23 protein-coding genes and 1 tRNA gene are annotated in these 15,111 nt (G+C 35.6%); 8 read left to right on the plus strand and 16 right to left on the minus strand.

Annotated features, from left to right (window positions below; genetic code table 11):
• Positions 1–9: 9 nt before the first annotated feature.
• The 11 genes from nrfD (CCY98_RS05535) to CCY98_RS05565 all read right to left on the minus strand — a co-directional run bounded on the left by nrfD (CCY98_RS05535) (position 10) and on the right by CCY98_RS05565 (position 6,660).
• On the minus strand, positions 10–846 hold the full coding sequence (nrfD, locus tag CCY98_RS05535; RefSeq protein WP_258439182.1) for an NrfD/PsrC family molybdoenzyme membrane anchor subunit: 837 nt from the start codon (positions 844–846) through the stop codon (positions 10–12).
• Entirely contained in the window at positions 777–962 is a 186-nt protein-coding gene (nrfD, locus tag CCY98_RS08620) for an NrfD/PsrC family molybdoenzyme membrane anchor subunit (protein WP_258439184.1), read from the minus strand. Before nrfD (CCY98_RS08620) ends, nrfD (CCY98_RS05535) begins: the two co-directional genes overlap by 70 nt.
• Positions 959–1,399 (minus strand): 4Fe-4S dicluster domain-containing protein, encoded by a 441-nt coding sequence (locus CCY98_RS05540; RefSeq protein ID WP_258439186.1) that lies wholly within the window; start codon positions 1,397–1,399, stop codon positions 959–961. The genes nrfD (CCY98_RS08620) and CCY98_RS05540 overlap by 4 nt, the downstream gene beginning before the upstream one ends.
• A complete protein-coding gene (locus CCY98_RS08625; protein WP_258439188.1) occupies positions 1,371–1,529 on the minus strand; it encodes a hypothetical protein in 159 nt (52 codons plus the stop codon). The genes CCY98_RS05540 and CCY98_RS08625 overlap by 29 nt, the downstream gene beginning before the upstream one ends.
• Before the next feature lie 14 nt (positions 1,530–1,543).
• Positions 1,544–1,792: a molybdopterin dinucleotide binding domain-containing protein gene (locus CCY98_RS08630; RefSeq protein ID WP_258439190.1), complete on the minus strand. Its 249-nt coding sequence runs from the start codon at positions 1,790–1,792 to the stop codon at positions 1,544–1,546.
• Positions 1,789–3,057: a molybdopterin-dependent oxidoreductase gene (locus CCY98_RS08635; protein WP_258439193.1), complete on the minus strand. Its 1,269-nt coding sequence runs from the start codon at positions 3,055–3,057 to the stop codon at positions 1,789–1,791. The genes CCY98_RS08630 and CCY98_RS08635 overlap by 4 nt, the downstream gene beginning before the upstream one ends.
• Positions 3,058–3,090: 33 nt before the next feature.
• Positions 3,091–3,309 carry a molybdopterin-dependent oxidoreductase gene (locus CCY98_RS08640; RefSeq protein ID WP_258439213.1) on the minus strand — a complete coding sequence of 73 codons (219 nt, stop codon included), beginning with the start codon at positions 3,307–3,309 and terminating at the stop codon, positions 3,091–3,093.
• A 492-nt stretch (positions 3,310–3,801) separates the two neighbouring features.
• A complete protein-coding gene (locus CCY98_RS05550) occupies positions 3,802–4,362 on the minus strand; it encodes a methylated-DNA--[protein]-cysteine S-methyltransferase (RefSeq protein ID WP_258439216.1) in 561 nt (186 codons plus the stop codon).
• Between the two features lie 8 nt (positions 4,363–4,370).
• Complete coding sequence (locus CCY98_RS05555; RefSeq protein ID WP_112057581.1) at positions 4,371–5,642, minus strand: MFS transporter; 1,272 nt, start codon at positions 5,640–5,642, stop codon at positions 4,371–4,373.
• A gap of 47 nt (positions 5,643–5,689) precedes the next feature.
• On the minus strand, positions 5,690–6,334 hold the full coding sequence (locus CCY98_RS05560) for a TIGR00730 family Rossman fold protein (protein ID WP_112057582.1): 645 nt from the start codon (positions 6,332–6,334) through the stop codon (positions 5,690–5,692).
• Positions 6,334–6,660 (minus strand): c-type cytochrome, encoded by a 327-nt coding sequence (locus CCY98_RS05565; protein ID WP_112057687.1) that lies wholly within the window; start codon positions 6,658–6,660, stop codon positions 6,334–6,336. Before CCY98_RS05565 ends, CCY98_RS05560 begins: the two co-directional genes overlap by 1 nt.
• 122 nt (positions 6,661–6,782) lie before the next feature.
• On the opposite strand from CCY98_RS05565, the gene folD reads away from it, so the two are divergent.
• Genes folD through CCY98_RS05595 form a run of 6 tightly spaced genes read left to right on the plus strand, consistent with a single transcriptional unit; the run spans position 6,783 to position 10,467 of the window.
• Positions 6,783–7,640 (plus strand): bifunctional methylenetetrahydrofolate dehydrogenase/methenyltetrahydrofolate cyclohydrolase FolD, encoded by an 858-nt coding sequence (gene folD / locus CCY98_RS05570; RefSeq protein ID WP_112057583.1) that lies wholly within the window; start codon positions 6,783–6,785, stop codon positions 7,638–7,640.
• Positions 7,637–8,428, plus strand: a complete 792-nt coding sequence (gene lepB / locus CCY98_RS05575) for a signal peptidase I (RefSeq protein ID WP_112057584.1) — start codon at positions 7,637–7,639, stop codon at positions 8,426–8,428. The genes folD and lepB overlap by 4 nt, the downstream gene beginning before the upstream one ends.
• Positions 8,429–8,430: 2 nt before the next feature.
• Positions 8,431–9,114: a site-2 protease family protein gene (locus CCY98_RS05580; protein WP_112057585.1), complete on the plus strand. Its 684-nt coding sequence runs from the start codon at positions 8,431–8,433 to the stop codon at positions 9,112–9,114.
• A 9-nt stretch (positions 9,115–9,123) separates the two neighbouring features.
• A complete protein-coding gene (rpiB, locus tag CCY98_RS05585) occupies positions 9,124–9,549 on the plus strand; it encodes a ribose 5-phosphate isomerase B (RefSeq protein ID WP_112057586.1) in 426 nt (141 codons plus the stop codon).
• A gap of 8 nt (positions 9,550–9,557) precedes the next feature.
• The gene (locus CCY98_RS05590) at positions 9,558–9,896 is read left to right on the plus strand and encodes a hypothetical protein (RefSeq protein WP_112057587.1); all 339 of its coding nucleotides are present in this window, start codon (positions 9,558–9,560) and stop codon (positions 9,894–9,896) included.
• Between the two features lie 16 nt (positions 9,897–9,912).
• Positions 9,913–10,467, plus strand: a complete 555-nt coding sequence (locus CCY98_RS05595) for an adenine phosphoribosyltransferase (RefSeq protein ID WP_112057588.1) — start codon at positions 9,913–9,915, stop codon at positions 10,465–10,467.
• Between the two features lie 14 nt (positions 10,468–10,481).
• On the opposite strand, the gene CCY98_RS05600 is transcribed toward CCY98_RS05595, so the two are convergent.
• A complete protein-coding gene (locus tag CCY98_RS05600; protein ID WP_112057589.1) occupies positions 10,482–11,342 on the minus strand; it encodes a zinc ABC transporter substrate-binding protein in 861 nt (286 codons plus the stop codon).
• Positions 11,343–11,400: 58 nt separating this feature from the next.
• Here CCY98_RS05600 and CCY98_RS05605 point away from each other — a divergent pair.
• Positions 11,401–11,477 (plus strand) — tRNA-Arg (locus CCY98_RS05605).
• A gap of 28 nt (positions 11,478–11,505) precedes the next feature.
• On the opposite strand, the gene CCY98_RS05610 is transcribed toward CCY98_RS05605, so the two are convergent.
• Genes CCY98_RS05610 through accD form a run of 4 tightly spaced genes read right to left on the minus strand, consistent with a single transcriptional unit; the run spans position 11,506 to position 14,221 of the window.
• Entirely contained in the window at positions 11,506–12,528 is a 1,023-nt protein-coding gene (locus CCY98_RS05610) for a hypothetical protein (protein ID WP_112057590.1), read from the minus strand.
• Complete coding sequence (dksA, locus tag CCY98_RS05615; protein ID WP_112057591.1) at positions 12,525–12,875, minus strand: RNA polymerase-binding protein DksA; 351 nt, start codon at positions 12,873–12,875, stop codon at positions 12,525–12,527. Before dksA ends, CCY98_RS05610 begins: the two co-directional genes overlap by 4 nt.
• A 34-nt stretch (positions 12,876–12,909) precedes the next feature.
• Complete coding sequence (locus CCY98_RS05620; protein ID WP_112057592.1) at positions 12,910–13,374, minus strand: 23S rRNA (pseudouridine(1915)-N(3))-methyltransferase RlmH; 465 nt, start codon at positions 13,372–13,374, stop codon at positions 12,910–12,912.
• On the minus strand, positions 13,367–14,221 hold the full coding sequence (accD, locus tag CCY98_RS05625) for an acetyl-CoA carboxylase, carboxyltransferase subunit beta (RefSeq protein WP_181566553.1): 855 nt from the start codon (positions 14,219–14,221) through the stop codon (positions 13,367–13,369). Before accD ends, CCY98_RS05620 begins: the two co-directional genes overlap by 8 nt.
• Positions 14,222–14,304: 83 nt before the next feature.
• On the opposite strand from accD, the gene CCY98_RS05630 reads away from it, so the two are divergent.
• A complete protein-coding gene (locus tag CCY98_RS05630) occupies positions 14,305–15,057 on the plus strand; it encodes an MnmC family methyltransferase (RefSeq protein ID WP_112057594.1) in 753 nt (250 codons plus the stop codon).
• Positions 15,058–15,111: the final 54 nt, after the last annotated feature.

Here is a 15,111-nt window from a genome sequence, read left to right on the forward strand (position 1 = left end):
CGCGGGGAATTAGAATACCCCCAAATACAATTGCCCTGCATATAAAATATACATTCTCAAAGCAAAAACACCAATCATAATTAAAAAAGCATTAAGCAAAATAAAATTCACTTTATAAGCGTGATTTTTAAGCGCCGTTAGGGCAATCACACTAGGAATAATAACACTAAATCCAATCACTCCAACCCAAAATGCCCACGCCCAAGTCCCTAGGCTTAATGCAGTAACCGCTACTATTGCTTTTTCTCCACCTTGAAAATACAATCCCACAAAAAGTGCAAAAATCAATAAAGATTCAATAGGAATTACACGCAAATCCATTGTGAGCAGATATTTTGTTGTGCTTTGCGAAACTTCTTTTTCAAAAAACAATAATCCCACGCAAATGCAAGTAGCAATCCCACTTGACAAACCACTTGCAAGAAACAAAATTGGGCTATTATAAAGTGGAAATGTTTGCACTGCAGAAAACAAGAATCCAGTATAAACACCCACTCCACCAGCTAGAGCAAACACCAAGCGCCCAAACCAAAGCGAATGTGATTCAAACCAATCTAAGATTCCACTAAACGTCCTTATTAATCCACCTACAAAACTTCTCTCCAAAGTTCCTCTATATCGCATAATAGCATAAATGGCAGAAAATGGAGTGTAAAATAAAAGCAATAAAACACCCAAAGACATAACCGAGCTTAAATTATAAGTTATCAGTAATTGATAAAAATTTAAAGGCTTAGTTAAATCAAAAATTAAAAGCCCTAAGCCCAAAATAATACTCAAAGGTGCAATAAGAACTCCTGCTCTCTCAAACGCATCCCAAGGAGCTTTTTTTGTGGATTCATCCACTCAACACTTAAAGCTGTGATCATTGCTCCACTTGATAACCCCACCAAAAACAAATAAACTGCAATCAACCAATGCCATACAATAGCCGGATTTTCCGGTCCCCAAATCTCATTCATAGCTCAATGCCTCCTTTGTTATTAGTAATCACAAATAATTTTGGCTTTGTCCCTAAATGCGGTTTGCTTGTAACAAAAGGCTTAGTGGATAAAATATTAAAAATTGGACTACTTGGATCATCTAAATCTCCAAAAATCAACGCATCAGTCGGACAAACCGCCACACAAGCAGGCTCTCCATATTGCTTTAAATGCGTATGTTTGCAAAAATTACATTTATCAGGCACATTGGTTTTAGGATTAACATAACGTGCATTATATGGACAGGCTACTACGCAATACAAGCAGCCCACGCATTTATTAGCATCAATATCCACAATCCCATCTTCATCCATAAATGAAGCATGTGTTGGACATACCGTAACACAAGGCGTATGCTCACACATTTCACAAGAATATCGCACATAATTAAAAGAAAGATTTGGGGAAAACCCCATGAGGTCCATCCATCTTTACTTTAAGCCTAAAAAACCCATCAGAAACTGCATTTTCACTCCTATATGCAATGGTGCAACCCTGACAACCAATGCACTTAACCGAATCGTGAATCATTGCATATTTAGCCATTTTTACCCCCCCCCCTAAACTTTTTCAATTTTTACGCCAACAGTATGCACATTATTTCTAGCTACTGGCGAAATAGTATTTTTTAACAAATGCCCAGCACTCAAACCCTTGCCATAAGAGATCTCATTATGCTTACTTGTATGCCCAAATCCAAAATACGCAAAAATAGTGTCTTCTCTTATTCCAATGGTGGGCAATACACTTCCAATTTGTGAACCATATGAGCTAGTAATTCTAATCTTATCACCTTTTTTGAGATTCATTTTTTAGCCACTTTTTGGTTAATCCACACAGCATTGTCATTCATTAGTGTATTAAGCCAAGGGACATTTGCAGTATGTTCATTGGTATGCACCGCAGTCTTTCCTTGTATAAAATAAAAATCACCTTCGCCTTTTAAATTTGGATTCCTATAAGTCAAACCACCACGATTACAAGCTTTCTCTAGTGTTTCATCAAAAAGCTCAATTTTTCCGCTTTTAGTTTTGCATTTCAAAAACTCTGCAAACTCATTATCAGAATCTAAAAATTCTTTAGAATTAGGATATTTCTCTACAAACTTCTTAATACTCTCTTGATCTCTTGCTAATAATGGAATCCCATAGCTTACAAGCCCTTTTTGCTTTAACTCAAACATAGCTTCTGGATGCTCATAGCCTTGCTTCATTCTAAAATCTTCAATATCTTTATAAGGGAATGCCTCACCATAGCCCATTTTTTGTGCTAATTCTAAATAAATCTGCCAAGATGGCTTTGTATTGCCTATAGTTTTGACAACTTTTTGTCGCACTTGATAGCCTGGATTCTTTCCATTATTTGCCAAGAATTGCTCATCTCTCTCCAAGTAAGTTGATTCAGGCAGAATAATATCTGCATATTGTGCTGTATCTGAAAGATATACATCCACACACACAAACAAATCAAGCTTCTTAATAGCCTCCACCACAGAATCTGCCCCTACAACCGTCATTACAGGATTAGAACACGTAATGAAAGCCCCTTTTAGCGCATAAGGATTCTCGCTTAAAATACATTCATAAATCTTGCTATAAACACCACGATTTTTAGGAATCTTACTAAATTCTCCCTCTTTAACATCAACAAAATCGATTCGTGGATGATTTGGTTCTGGAATTTTGGGCAGAATCGAGCCTTTGATAATAGGTGCTACTTTTTCTCCTGCGACCTTATTATACAAAGCCGCTCCTTTAGGAAAATACAATCCACCCTTAACTTCCATATTACCAAGCAAAGCATTTGCAATAGCAATAGATCGCCTAAACTCAATCTCTTCAGGCGTGAAAGTTGCTCTATGACCAAAATCCACCATACAATGAGGCGCATAACTAGCGCATTCTCTAGCAAGAGCAATAATTTTATCAGCTGGAATATCACATTCTTTTGCCATTTTTTTGGGAGTGTAGTCTTTAATGCTTTCTTTTAGTTTATCAAAGCCCGTAGTGTATTTTTCTACAAATTTCTTATCATAGAGCCCCTCAAAAATCAAAGTATGCAAAAATGCCATCATGAAGGCTGCATCTCCACCAAGGCGAATTGGAATCTACTCACTTGCTTTGGAAGATAAAATAGAAAATCTAGGATCTAATGAAACTAACTTACAGCCATTTTCTAAAGCTTCTGTAATGCCCCTAGCATAGCTAATCACCATACCCTCATAAACATTATGCCCAAAGTTTAGCATAAACTTACAATTTGCAAAATCCCTGCTTACTCCACCATTATCATACACATTACCCTCTCCACGCTCTCCTACACGCATAATAGGATTAACAAGGCGATTTGGATCATAAAGCTGACTTACACCAGAACCGCCCCTAGCACAAACTGCACCACCTGTTGCGATGGAATAAGGATTCCCCTAGATAAAGACTTTACTCCCATCATCTACCCTTGCTTCAATAGGACAGCGTGTGCTACACATTTCACAAATACTTGGCACAAATTCTGATTCCCCCTCAATCTTGCCGCTAAAAGCCCCAAGAGTTCTGGGTATGCTTAATGCAACAGAGCTTATTCCAACACCCCTTAAAAGTCTCTACGATGTATGCTCAAATCATCTCCTTTTTATAAACTTACGAAGATACTATACAGCCATACACCTATAAATAAATAAATATAAAAAAATAATAAAAATATTTTATCTTTCTATACAAATTTTTATATAAAGTGCAATCTTTATTGACTTACACTGATTCTAGTAAATCCATTCTATAGCACCAATAAAATAAATACAACAACTCTTCAATCTTTCTCAAAAATGATATAAATTCACTAAATCTGCTTTTTCACACTCCAATAATGCAATCTTTTTCTTGATTCCTCCAGCATAACCTGTGAGCTTTCCATTAGCCCCAATCACTCTATGACAAGGAATAATAATAGGAATGGGATTCCGTTTAAGCGCACCGCCTATTGCTTGAGCTGACATTTTATTCTTATGCGTAATTCTTGCAACCTCCTTTGCTAACTCACCATAAGTGCAAACCTTTCCATAAGGAATCTTTAAAAGCAACTCCCACACCACTTTAGCAAACTCACTTCCATTTGGATTTAGTGGAATTGCTTTAAAACTCGGATTTTTGCCATTAAAATACTCATCAAGCCACTCCCTTGTTTGCTTCAAAACAACCTCATCGCATTTTTCACAAATTTCCTTTGCGAATAACAAATTTGGATCTTGATTTAAAAATTCCAATTTAATAAGCTTATCTTCTTTGCTTATAAGTTTAATTTTGCCCACAGGACTTTGATAAAAAGCCACGCAAACCACACCTTTTTCTCTTTGATACAATCTTTTTACCAAAAGAGTCAATTAGAATTCTATCCTCTATGGACTCTTCCAATTACAATTGCCAAAATTCCCAAAATCGACATATAAACACCAAGCATTATAATCCAATCGCTTTCCATAGCCCAAGCAAAAAAGATAGGCGTTAAGCCACCAAAAAGCGCGTAAGAGAGATTATAGGCAAAAGAAATGCCACTATACCGAATCATCGCAGGAAAGCTCTGCACCATAACAATAGGCGTAAAAACCATTAATCCAGCACTAAAAGCCATAAGATAATACACAAGCAATATCACATCAAAATATTGCGCCAACCCCTTTCCATAGCCAAGCATATAATAAAAACACAAAGCAAATCCCACTAGCGCCACACCAAATATCGCACTTGCATTTTTAATTCCAATCCTATCACTTAACACTCCTGCAAAAACATTGCCTGAAGCTAGAAAAAATATGGCAATAACTTGATACACTACCTTTGAAATAGGAGAGAGCTCAAACACCTTACTTAAAAGATTTGGCGTTAAAAGCACGGATATAACAACACATCCTGTTAAAATCCAAGTGCTAAAAAAAGATTTTACAGCTCCCAATTGCGAAGTTTTAAAAACTTCTTTAATGGGAAAATTTTGTGTTTGCTTTAAAGCCAAAATTTCTTGAAATACCGGAGTTTCATTCAAAAATTTGCGTAAAAATAACGAAATAATCCCAAAAATCCCTCCAAGAACAAAAGGTATCCGCCACGCATATTCCTTAATCTCTTCTTGAGTAAAACTCATATTAACTGCCAAAGTAACAATACTACCAAGCAAGATTCCAGAAACAACCGCACTAGTAAAAATACCCAAATGAAATCCCAAAGAATGCTGATTGCTATGCTCATAGACAAAAACCCATGCACCAGGGAGTTCGCCACCAATAGCAATTCCCTGTAAAATTCTCACAATCAACAAAACAATAGGAGCCACATAGCCAATACTCTCAAAAGTTGGCATAAGCCCAAGCACAAAAGTTGGAATCACCATAAGCAAAATGGAGAGCATAAACATCTTTTTACGCCCACTTTTATCTCCAAAATGTGCCATAATAATCCCACCCAATGGTCTTGCAAAATACCCTGCTGCAAAAGCACCATAAGTATTCATCGCCGCCCAAAAAGGGCTAAGAGTGCTAGGAAAAAAGAGACTAGAAATCACATTGGTGAAAAAAACAAAAATAATAAAATCATAAAACTCTAACATTCCTCCAAGTGAGCTTAACCCTAGAATCTTAACTTCGGACTTTTTAAGTTGCATTTTTGCCATTTCTCTTATTTTCTCCTTTATGGAATTTAAATACGTAATTTACAAAATCATACCAATCTTGAATCTTTACGCTCATTTTTTTGTTTTTTGAAAATCCTTAAAACTTCTTTGGGAGAATCAGCAAAACTCAAAAGCGCGAACTCTTCTTTAGAAATCATTCCCTCTTTTAAAAGCCGATTCTTAAACCACTTAATCAAACCCTTCCAATAATCTCTACCATATAAAATGATGGGGATTTTTTTGTGCTTTCCCGTTGAAATTTGAACCAAAACCTCACTCAACTCATCTAATGTTCCAAAGCCACCCATTGCGACAATAAAAGCTGTGGAATTATGATTAAAAACAAGCTTTCGACTAAAGAAATTTTCAAAAATCAAAGGCACTTCCACATAGGGATTCATATGCTGCTCGTGGGGAAGCTGAATATTTAGCCCAATAGAAACCACTTGCGGATTTTTCTCCTTAGCTTGTAATAATCCGCGATTTGCCGCTTCCATTATACCAGGACCACCCCCTGTCATAATTGAATATCCCATTTCTCCAAGCTTGCAAGCAAGTTTTTGGACTTTTTTATAATCTTTATGGCTTGAATTGATTCTAGCGCTCCCAAAAATCGTTACGACATTGTCATGCTTTTTTAAGACTTCAAAGCTTTTTGAAATCTCTTGATAGTTTTCCAAAATTTCTTCCATTAGCTTCCCTTGTTTCCTTTTTTTGATTGCAAATACTTATAAATAGCTTGAATCTCGCTTTTTGTTAGATAATACTTTGGCATTACCTTTTTTGATTCTTGCAAACTTCTTAAAAACTCTTGGAATCCAAGGTGATTAATCCTAACTCCCTTAAGTTCTTTGTCTTTATTTTTATGGGAATAATACGCAATCAATCTCCCCTCACCTCTTTCTCCATGACAATTCACACAGCCAATCCCGCGCGGATTTTCATAAAGCATTTTGCCATATTCAATTTGTGTAATAAAGCTATCTTCAGCCAATAAACACGCTTTACCTAAACCAATACAAATTATCAATCCTAATTCAAACCACCTCAAATTTGACAAACCTCGCTCAAAAACACAAAAACTCTTTTGTATCAAAACTTTTTTGTTATAATATCAAAATAACTTTTTAAAGGGCATTAATGCAAATTTTAGATGGGAAGGCACTTGCCTTAGAGATTCAACAAACTATCAAGCAAGAAGTTCAAGAGCTTAGCAAACAACAAATCACACCAGGATTAGCCGTGATTTTAGTTGGAGATGATCCTGCATCACAAAGCTATGTCAATATGAAAGCCAAAGCTTGTAGCCAAACAGGAATCTACTCTACTACTCACAAAATGCCAGAGAGCATTACTGAAGAAGCACTACTACAAACTATCTCAATGATGAATGAAAATCCAAATATTGATGGAATCTTAGTTCAACTCCCACTTCCAAAACATATCAATACTACCGCGATTTTAGAAGCCATTTCTCCCAAAAAAGATGTTGATGGATTCCACCCTTTTAATATGGGAAGAGTTTTTACTAATCTTGATGGCTTTATTCCTGCAACGCCTATGGGAGTGATTACTCTGCTTGAACATTACAAGATTCCCATAGAAGGCAAAAATGTCGTTATTGTTGGGGCGAGCAATATCGTAGGAAAACCCCTTGGCGCACTCTTTTTAAACAAAAATGCCACTATCACTCTTTGTCATATTTACACACAAAATCTTGCAAATCATACCAAAAATGCCGACATTATATGTGTAGGTGTCGGAAAGCCAAATCTCATCACACAAGATATGGTAAAAGAAGGTGCTATTGTAGTGGATATAGGAATCACAAGACTTGAAAATGGCAAAATTGTAGGGGATGTGGATTATGACAATGTCGCTCCAAAATGTAGCTACATTACGCCTGTCCCAGGTGGCGTGGGACCTATGACAATCGCTTCACTCTTGCAAAATACCATCAAAGCAGCCAAACTTAGAGCGAAAAAAGAGACAAAATGAAGTTTTTTGATAAAATTTATCGTTTTGTAAATAGTTGGACAGGGACAATTATTATTGTTTTATCTGTTATTTTCTTTGTTGCACAAGCTTTTGTTATCCCCAGTGGAAGTATGCTAAATACAATGCTAATTGGAGATAATTTATTTGTCAAAAAATACGCTTATGGTATTCCAACTCCAACCATTCCTTGGATTGAATTTAAGATTTTACCTGATTTTAATAACAATGGGCATTTATTTGAAGGAGAACGCCCCAAAAGGGGAGATATTGTGATATTCCGCTATCCTTTAGACCCAAAGATTCACTTTGTAAAACGAAATGTTGCAATAGGTGGCGATGAGGTAATTTACACCAAAGATGGCTTATGGGTGCATTTTAAAGAAGAGAATCCTTATAGCCAAAATCCAACAAAAACTCTACAATATAATGGCAAAACTTTCATTTATGATCCCTATCTCCAAAAGCACCCCGGAGTGCATTATGACAAAAGTGGAGTTGATTCTTTTGTGCTATTGCAAAATACGCAAGGAATTGCTATGGAACCTATATTTTTAGAAAGTGATGAATTAGGCTTTTATGCCAAAATTGCCGAAGATGAGTTTTTTATGATGGGAGATAATCGCAATAACTCAAGCGATTCTAGATTCTGGGGAAGTGTGGCTTATAGCTATGTGATTGGCAAACCTTGGTTTATTTATTTTAGTTGGGATGATAATTTTAATGTCCGTTGGGATAGAATTGGCAAAAGCATTGAATCGCTAGAAAAGAAAATGCGGGAAAATCAATAATTATGCTTAATCTACCCTCTCTTTACACTATCCCTTTGATGATAGCAGCACTTTTATTAGCTATCATCGGACATGAGATTATGCACGGATATGTGGCTTATAAATACGGCGATAATACCGCAAAAATAGCTGGGAGACTAAGCTTAAATCCTATCGTGCATATTGATTTGGTAGGCTCTATTTTGATTCCTGCCGTGCTATTTTTGTCTAATGCGCCCTTTTTGTTTGGCTGGGCAAAACCTGTGCCTGTTAGAATGGATAGGGTAATTTATCAAGGCGGATATTTTGCGGCTTTATTAGTTTCATTAGCAGGAATCTTATACAATTTAGCTCTTGCGCTTTTAGCTACTTTTCTCTTTTATGCTTTTAATGGCGGAATCTTAAGTGGATTTTTTGAATACTTTTCAAATCCTCAATTGCCTTATGCTTTAATTCTCTTTTTCTTTTTGCAGCTCATTATTTATAATATCATTCTGGCTATCTTTAATCTCTTGCCCATTCCACCCCTAGATGGCTCTAATGCTCTAGCATATCTCGGCTTAATTTTTAAAAGTGATTTTTTTTCAAGAATCTTTAATAAAATCCACCCCATAGCGGGTATGATTGTTTTGATTCTTATTCTAAGCACTCCGCTTTCTGCAGTAATTTCAGCACCCGTTAATCTTATCTTACAATGGCTTTTATAAGGAGAGAAAATGAAGTTTTTTATCGCTAGTGATCATGCAGGATTTGAACTCAAAGAATCACTCATTCCATTCTTAGAAAAAATGGGGCATGAGATTATCAATCTTGGACCTGCTAACAATAATCGCGTGGATTATCCTGATTTTGCTAATTTACTTTGTCAAGAAGTTTTAGCCACTCCCCAAAGTCTTGGGATTTTAATATGTGGCAGTGGAATTGGAATGAGTATTGCTGCTAATAGACACAGAGGGATTCGTGCCGCACTTTGCAATGAACCCTATGGAGCAACAATGGCTAGAGCACATAATGACGCTAATGTCCTTTGTTTAGGAGCTAGAGTGGTTGGATTAGGTATGGCAGAGTGCATCTTGCAAAGCTTCATCAAAGGAGAATTTGAAGGTGGCAGACACACCCAAAGAGTAGAGAAATTACAATAAGGAAAATAATGGCACAATTTGCGCAATGGCTTTTTTTAACTGCTTTTATTCTTTTTATTTTGTTTATGGTTGTTAAGACCTTTTTTTACAAAAGTGTTGCACAAAAAGAAGAAAAAAATAGCGCAGTAATGAAACTTACCTTGCAAGAAGCAGAGATTCTTATACGCAAACACCAATTGCAACTTCAAAGAGCTTTAGGCAATATTGATATTCTAACAGATGAAATCACTGCCTTAAGAAATGAAGTTAAAACGCTCAAGCAGCGCAACTCTCAATACCGCGTTGAAACTGAAAAATACAAAAGTAAAATTAAAGACTTAGAACAAAAAATTGAAGCTCTACTCTAATAAATAAGGAGAAAAAGTGGAACTCACCCAACAAGAAAAAAATATACTTTTAGATTCTATTCGCGAAATAAAGAACTTTCCACAACGTGGAATCATCTTTCGCGACATCACTACATTATTAAACAGCAAAGAAGCCTTTAATCTATTAATAGACTTTTTAACAAAACGCTATCAAAAATACAATTTAAACTACATTGCAGGAATTGAAAGTCGCGGATTTATCTTTGGGGCGGCACTGGCACATTCTCTAGGTATTGGCTTTGTGCCTATTCGCAAAAAAGGCAAACTGCCCTACACCACGATTTCTGAAAAACATTCACTAGAATATGGTTTTAGTGAAATAGAAATTCACATTGATGCTTTCAAAAATGAAAATTTAGAACGTACACCAAAAGTTTTACTCATTGATGATCTCATTGCAACAGGAGGGACAGCTTATGCGGCTGCTAATCTCATTCAAAAGGGGGGTGCTACTTGCGTAGAAGCCTGCTTTATCATCAATCTAGAAAGCCTAAATGGATCCAAAGAGCTAGAGAAGATTATCCCTATTTTTAATGTTTTAGATTTATAATTTCAAAGCTAAGGCTAATTTTTATTAGCCTCTTTTAATGTTTCTGCAAATCTGATAAGATTCTCCGCCCAAGGAGTTTCTAAGGGCGAGAAGTAACCTAGTTTTGCCCCCGATTCTTCAGCAATAAACTCTGCTGCTTTGGTAGAGAACTCTGGTTGAGCAAAGATGATTTGTAATTTTTCTTTTTTAATGGTATCAATAACTTGCACCATCTCTTTCATTTTTGGGCTTTTTCCTTCCACTTCAATAGAAATTTCCTCTAAATCATATTCTCTTGCAAAATACCCAAGCATAGGGTGAAAAACAACAAATTTTTGGCGCTTAGGAACATCTTGCAATGCTGCTTTTATTTTTATATCAGCTCCTTGAATCTGTGCTAGTAATGCCTCATAAGCTTTAGAATAATCTCCCCTAGGATTAAGCTTCACTAGGGCTTGATAGATATTTGAAGCAATTTGTTTGGCATTAGAGAGTGAAAGCCAAATATGTGTATCACCATCTTCTCCATGGTTGTGATAATCGTGGTGTTCGTGCTCATCTTTAGAGTGGTGAGCAAAATTAATCGTTTTAATTCCTGCGTTGGAAGGGAAAATTTTCATATCTGGATTTTGATCTAAAAATCGCTTTAACCAAGCATCTTCAAATTCAACACCAATAGGAAAATACGCTATGGCTTCATTCACCTCTTTAATGCTAGAGAATTTAGGTTCAAAATCATGTGGATTTGTGCCTTTTTCTACTAGCACACTAATATCATACTCCTCCCCAGCAATCTTTTCTATAAATTCTGCTTGCATCGGAATGCTCACTGCTATAATTGGCTTTGCCATCAAACTACTAGCAATAAAACATAAAAATACTAAAACTTTTTTCATTTTCAATCCTTTTTAGTTTTTATTAAAAATAGATAAGGTAAGATTTTAATTCTCTTTAGCGTCCATAGCTCAATTGGATAGAGCATCAGACTTCGGATCTGAGGGTTGGGGGTTCGACTCCCTCTGGGCGTACCACTCCCTTAATCACTCCCCATTATAATCATTACTTATCTAACAAAAATAGCTCTAGTGGATATTTTTTACCCAAATCTTTCAAATCCAAATAAGCACGAATCTTCAAAAGCTCATTTTGCGGATGAGAATTTAATCGCTCCTTGGCTTCATCAATCATTTCAAGTTCTAATAAAACATAAAAATAAGCCAATTCTGCATTTTCATCTTTGTTAGCCAAAAACTCAAATAGTTCTAACCATTTAGCAGGTTCATAGCATTCTTTCATTTTTTGTGCTAAATGCAAATAATCCTCTTTAGAATAACCCACATCTATACAAAGCTTTGAAACTTCCTCATCGCTGAAATTCATTTTTTGCGCATAACACATTCCAAGCACAACACCTGCCAAATCTTTATTGAATTTTACCTCCCCTACAAATCTCCGAACATCTTTAAATTCACCTGTCTCTAAAAGCTTTCTCAAAGCCTCTTGCTTAAACTCATTGCTGTAGCTTTGTCTCCTTAAAACTTCCATAGCAAATTTCTCATCACTGCGTATCTCATTAAGAATATTTTGCTTCAAAAAGGGGCATTTCTCCCCAGGAGAGAATTTCTTAAGATTAACATATTCGCCCCTTTTTAAATCTCCCAAAGTCTCAATAATTTCATCCAACTTTACCTCTCCGCTTTTAATAGGAGCACCCTCTTTAATATCAAAAGTTAGATTATTCAACAAAATAGCAAGTTTTTTATAACGATTCATTGTGGGCTGTTTGAAAGGAACCTCTCTGCTTAAAAGCTGATTTTCAATTTGTGCCAAAAGAATCTTGTAATCATTTTTATACTTTGTTCTTTTTCTCCACATGCGATAAGCACCGCCAACTTCTAAAAATGCTACCACAATGAAAAATATCACCACGGGAATAATAATCCAAACTGCAACAGGAAGTGCTATGCTATGAATACTAAAAGGTATTTGATAGGTGTAACTTTCCCCAGTTAGCGTATAGACATACAATCCAAGCAAAACAATAAAAACAAACAAAGCGCCAATATAATATTTAAATTTCATTTTTTACCCTTTAAGTCTTTTTCTATAATTTCACGACACACGATACAATACCTTGCATGTGGCTTTGCCCTAAGTCTTTGAATCCCAATGGGTTCATCACACATTTCACAAATCCCATATACACCTTCTTCTATCTTTTCTAATGCCCTCTCTATATATTCTAGCTCTTCGTTGTGGCGCTCAAATATCAAGCCATCTAGGGTATTTTTCATACTCATTGCTGCTTCATCTGCCTCATCCAAAGAAACTCCGCGTAAATTTTCCATACTCTTTTGATGAACAAAATTGTTATCTAAAATCGCCTGCTTTTTTTCTTCTAAAATTTTTCTAAAAGCATCTAACTCCATTTTCTGCACTAAATCCTCCAAATTTACTTCAATTTTACTTGTGATATGGGTGATTATTTATTAAACAAAAAGCTCTAAAAACCTGCTCACTTAAAACAACCTTTGCAACCTTATGGCTAAAAGTCAATGGCGAGAGCGAAAGCACACATTGGCACTGATTTAAAAATGCCTCTTCTAATCCATAAGCGCCACCGATAAAAAATGCAATCTCCCCTTTATTTTCAAGATTTTTGGCAAACTCTATGGAATCAACGCTTTTCCCATTAGGCGAAAGTGCAATTTTGTAGGCTTGATTCTTTGAAACTTTGAGAAACTCTTTAGTGTAAGACTTTTGCGCTTCTTTTGCGTCTTGCTTTTGTCCTTCTTTGATAGACTTTGAAAACAAATTAATAAATTCCATTTTTACGCCAACCCCTGCGCTTAAAGCAATAAATTCTTCACATAAACTATCGCTTAAATCTTTAGTTTTGGCTATATAATACACAAAAACTTTAATCATTTGCGTTAAGATACCTCAAAACTCGCGCAATACTTTGTTTCATTTCTCTTCTTTGAACAATCATATCAATTAGTCCATGCTCTAGCAAAAATTCTGCCGTTTGGAATCCTTGTGGCAAATCCGCACCAATTGTCTGTTTAATCACTCTAGCTCCTGCAAATCCGATCATCGCACCTGGTTCAGCCATAATAATATCGCCCAAAAAGGCAAAAGACGCACTAACTCCACCCATTGTAGGATCTGTCAAAATTGAGATAAAAGGCAATTTTGCCTCACTTAAAACATTTAAAGCCGCTGAAGTCTTTGCCATTTGCATTAAAGAATAAGTTGATTCTTGCATTCTTGCACCACCACTTGCACTAACAATAATCAACCCCTGCTTTTTTTCCACGCTACGATTAATAGCCCTAACAATCTTTTCTCCCTCCACAGAAGCCAAAGAACCACCCATAAAGTTAAAATCAAACAAAACAAGCTGGGCAGGTATCCCTTCAATTCTACATTCACCGCTGATAATTGAACTAGGGCGACCACATTTTTTTTGGTATTCTTCTATGCGCTTTTTATAGCTTTTTTTATCAACAAAATCTAAAGGATCTGTAGGGGCTAAATCTTTATCATATTCAACAAAACTTCCATCATCGCACATCAAAGCAATTCTATCTTGTAATCCAATACGCATATGAAAATTGCATTTAGGGCAAGTATAATATTGTGCGATTACTTCTTTATAATACATCAAAGCATTACAACTAGGACATTTTATCCAATGACTTGGAGCTTCTTTAGGTGTTGCTCTTTCTTGATTTTCCTTTTTAAAAGTTTTAAAAAAATCTACAAATCCCACCATTTATTCCTTAAGCTTGAAAAGTTTCAAAAAATAACAAAATTGTATAAAATTCTGTGTTAATTTATACTAAAGATTTCAAAATGAATATTCAAACTAGTGACAAAAGCTTTACGCTTTTTAATCAAACCTTCCAAGAACACTATCATTCTACCAAAGATGGTGCTTTAAAAGAAACCTTACACAAGCATATTTTTCCTAGTTTTGCCTATTTTAAAAACAAACAAAAACTAAGAATCCTTGATATTTGCTTTGGACTTGGTTACAACACGCTTTGTGCAATAAAATATGCTAGTAGCTATGGTATCCAATCCCTAGAAATCCACTCCCCTGAAATGGATTCTTGCCTATTAAAATCACTCTCAAGCCTTACTTATCCACAAGAGCTTGACTTAGAGATTCTTAATAGCCTCACACAAAACCATTTTTATAAAAGTAAAAATTTGGAAGTTTTTTTGCATTTAGGCGATGCAAGAGAGATTTTAAAAAGCTTTCAAAAATCTTTTTTTGATATAGTCTTCCAAGATGCTTTTAGTCCCGTTAAAAATCCTCTTTTATGGACTTATGAATATTTTAAAACTCTTTTTTTGCTCACCCAAAAAGATTGTATTCTAACAACTTATAGTCAAAACTCGGCTATGCTTTATAGTGCCTTTTTAGCAGGATTCAAACCTTTCAAACTTACCCAAAAACACACACGGGATTCCATAATCTTTACCAAACTAGAATCCACTCCACCCTTAAAACTTGAAAATGTGCTCACAATCAAGCCCATTAATCTTACCCACAAAATCACCACCAATCACAATCTCAAGGGCTTATATGATTCTTTTTAATTCATTCAACACCTTATAAAGGTGCCAAAAACTCAAAAAACTGGATTTCCTACT

The organism is Helicobacter sp. 11-8110 (assembly GCF_003288905.1).
Lineage (GTDB): Bacteria > Campylobacterota > Campylobacteria > Campylobacterales > Helicobacteraceae > Helicobacter_D > Helicobacter_D colisuis.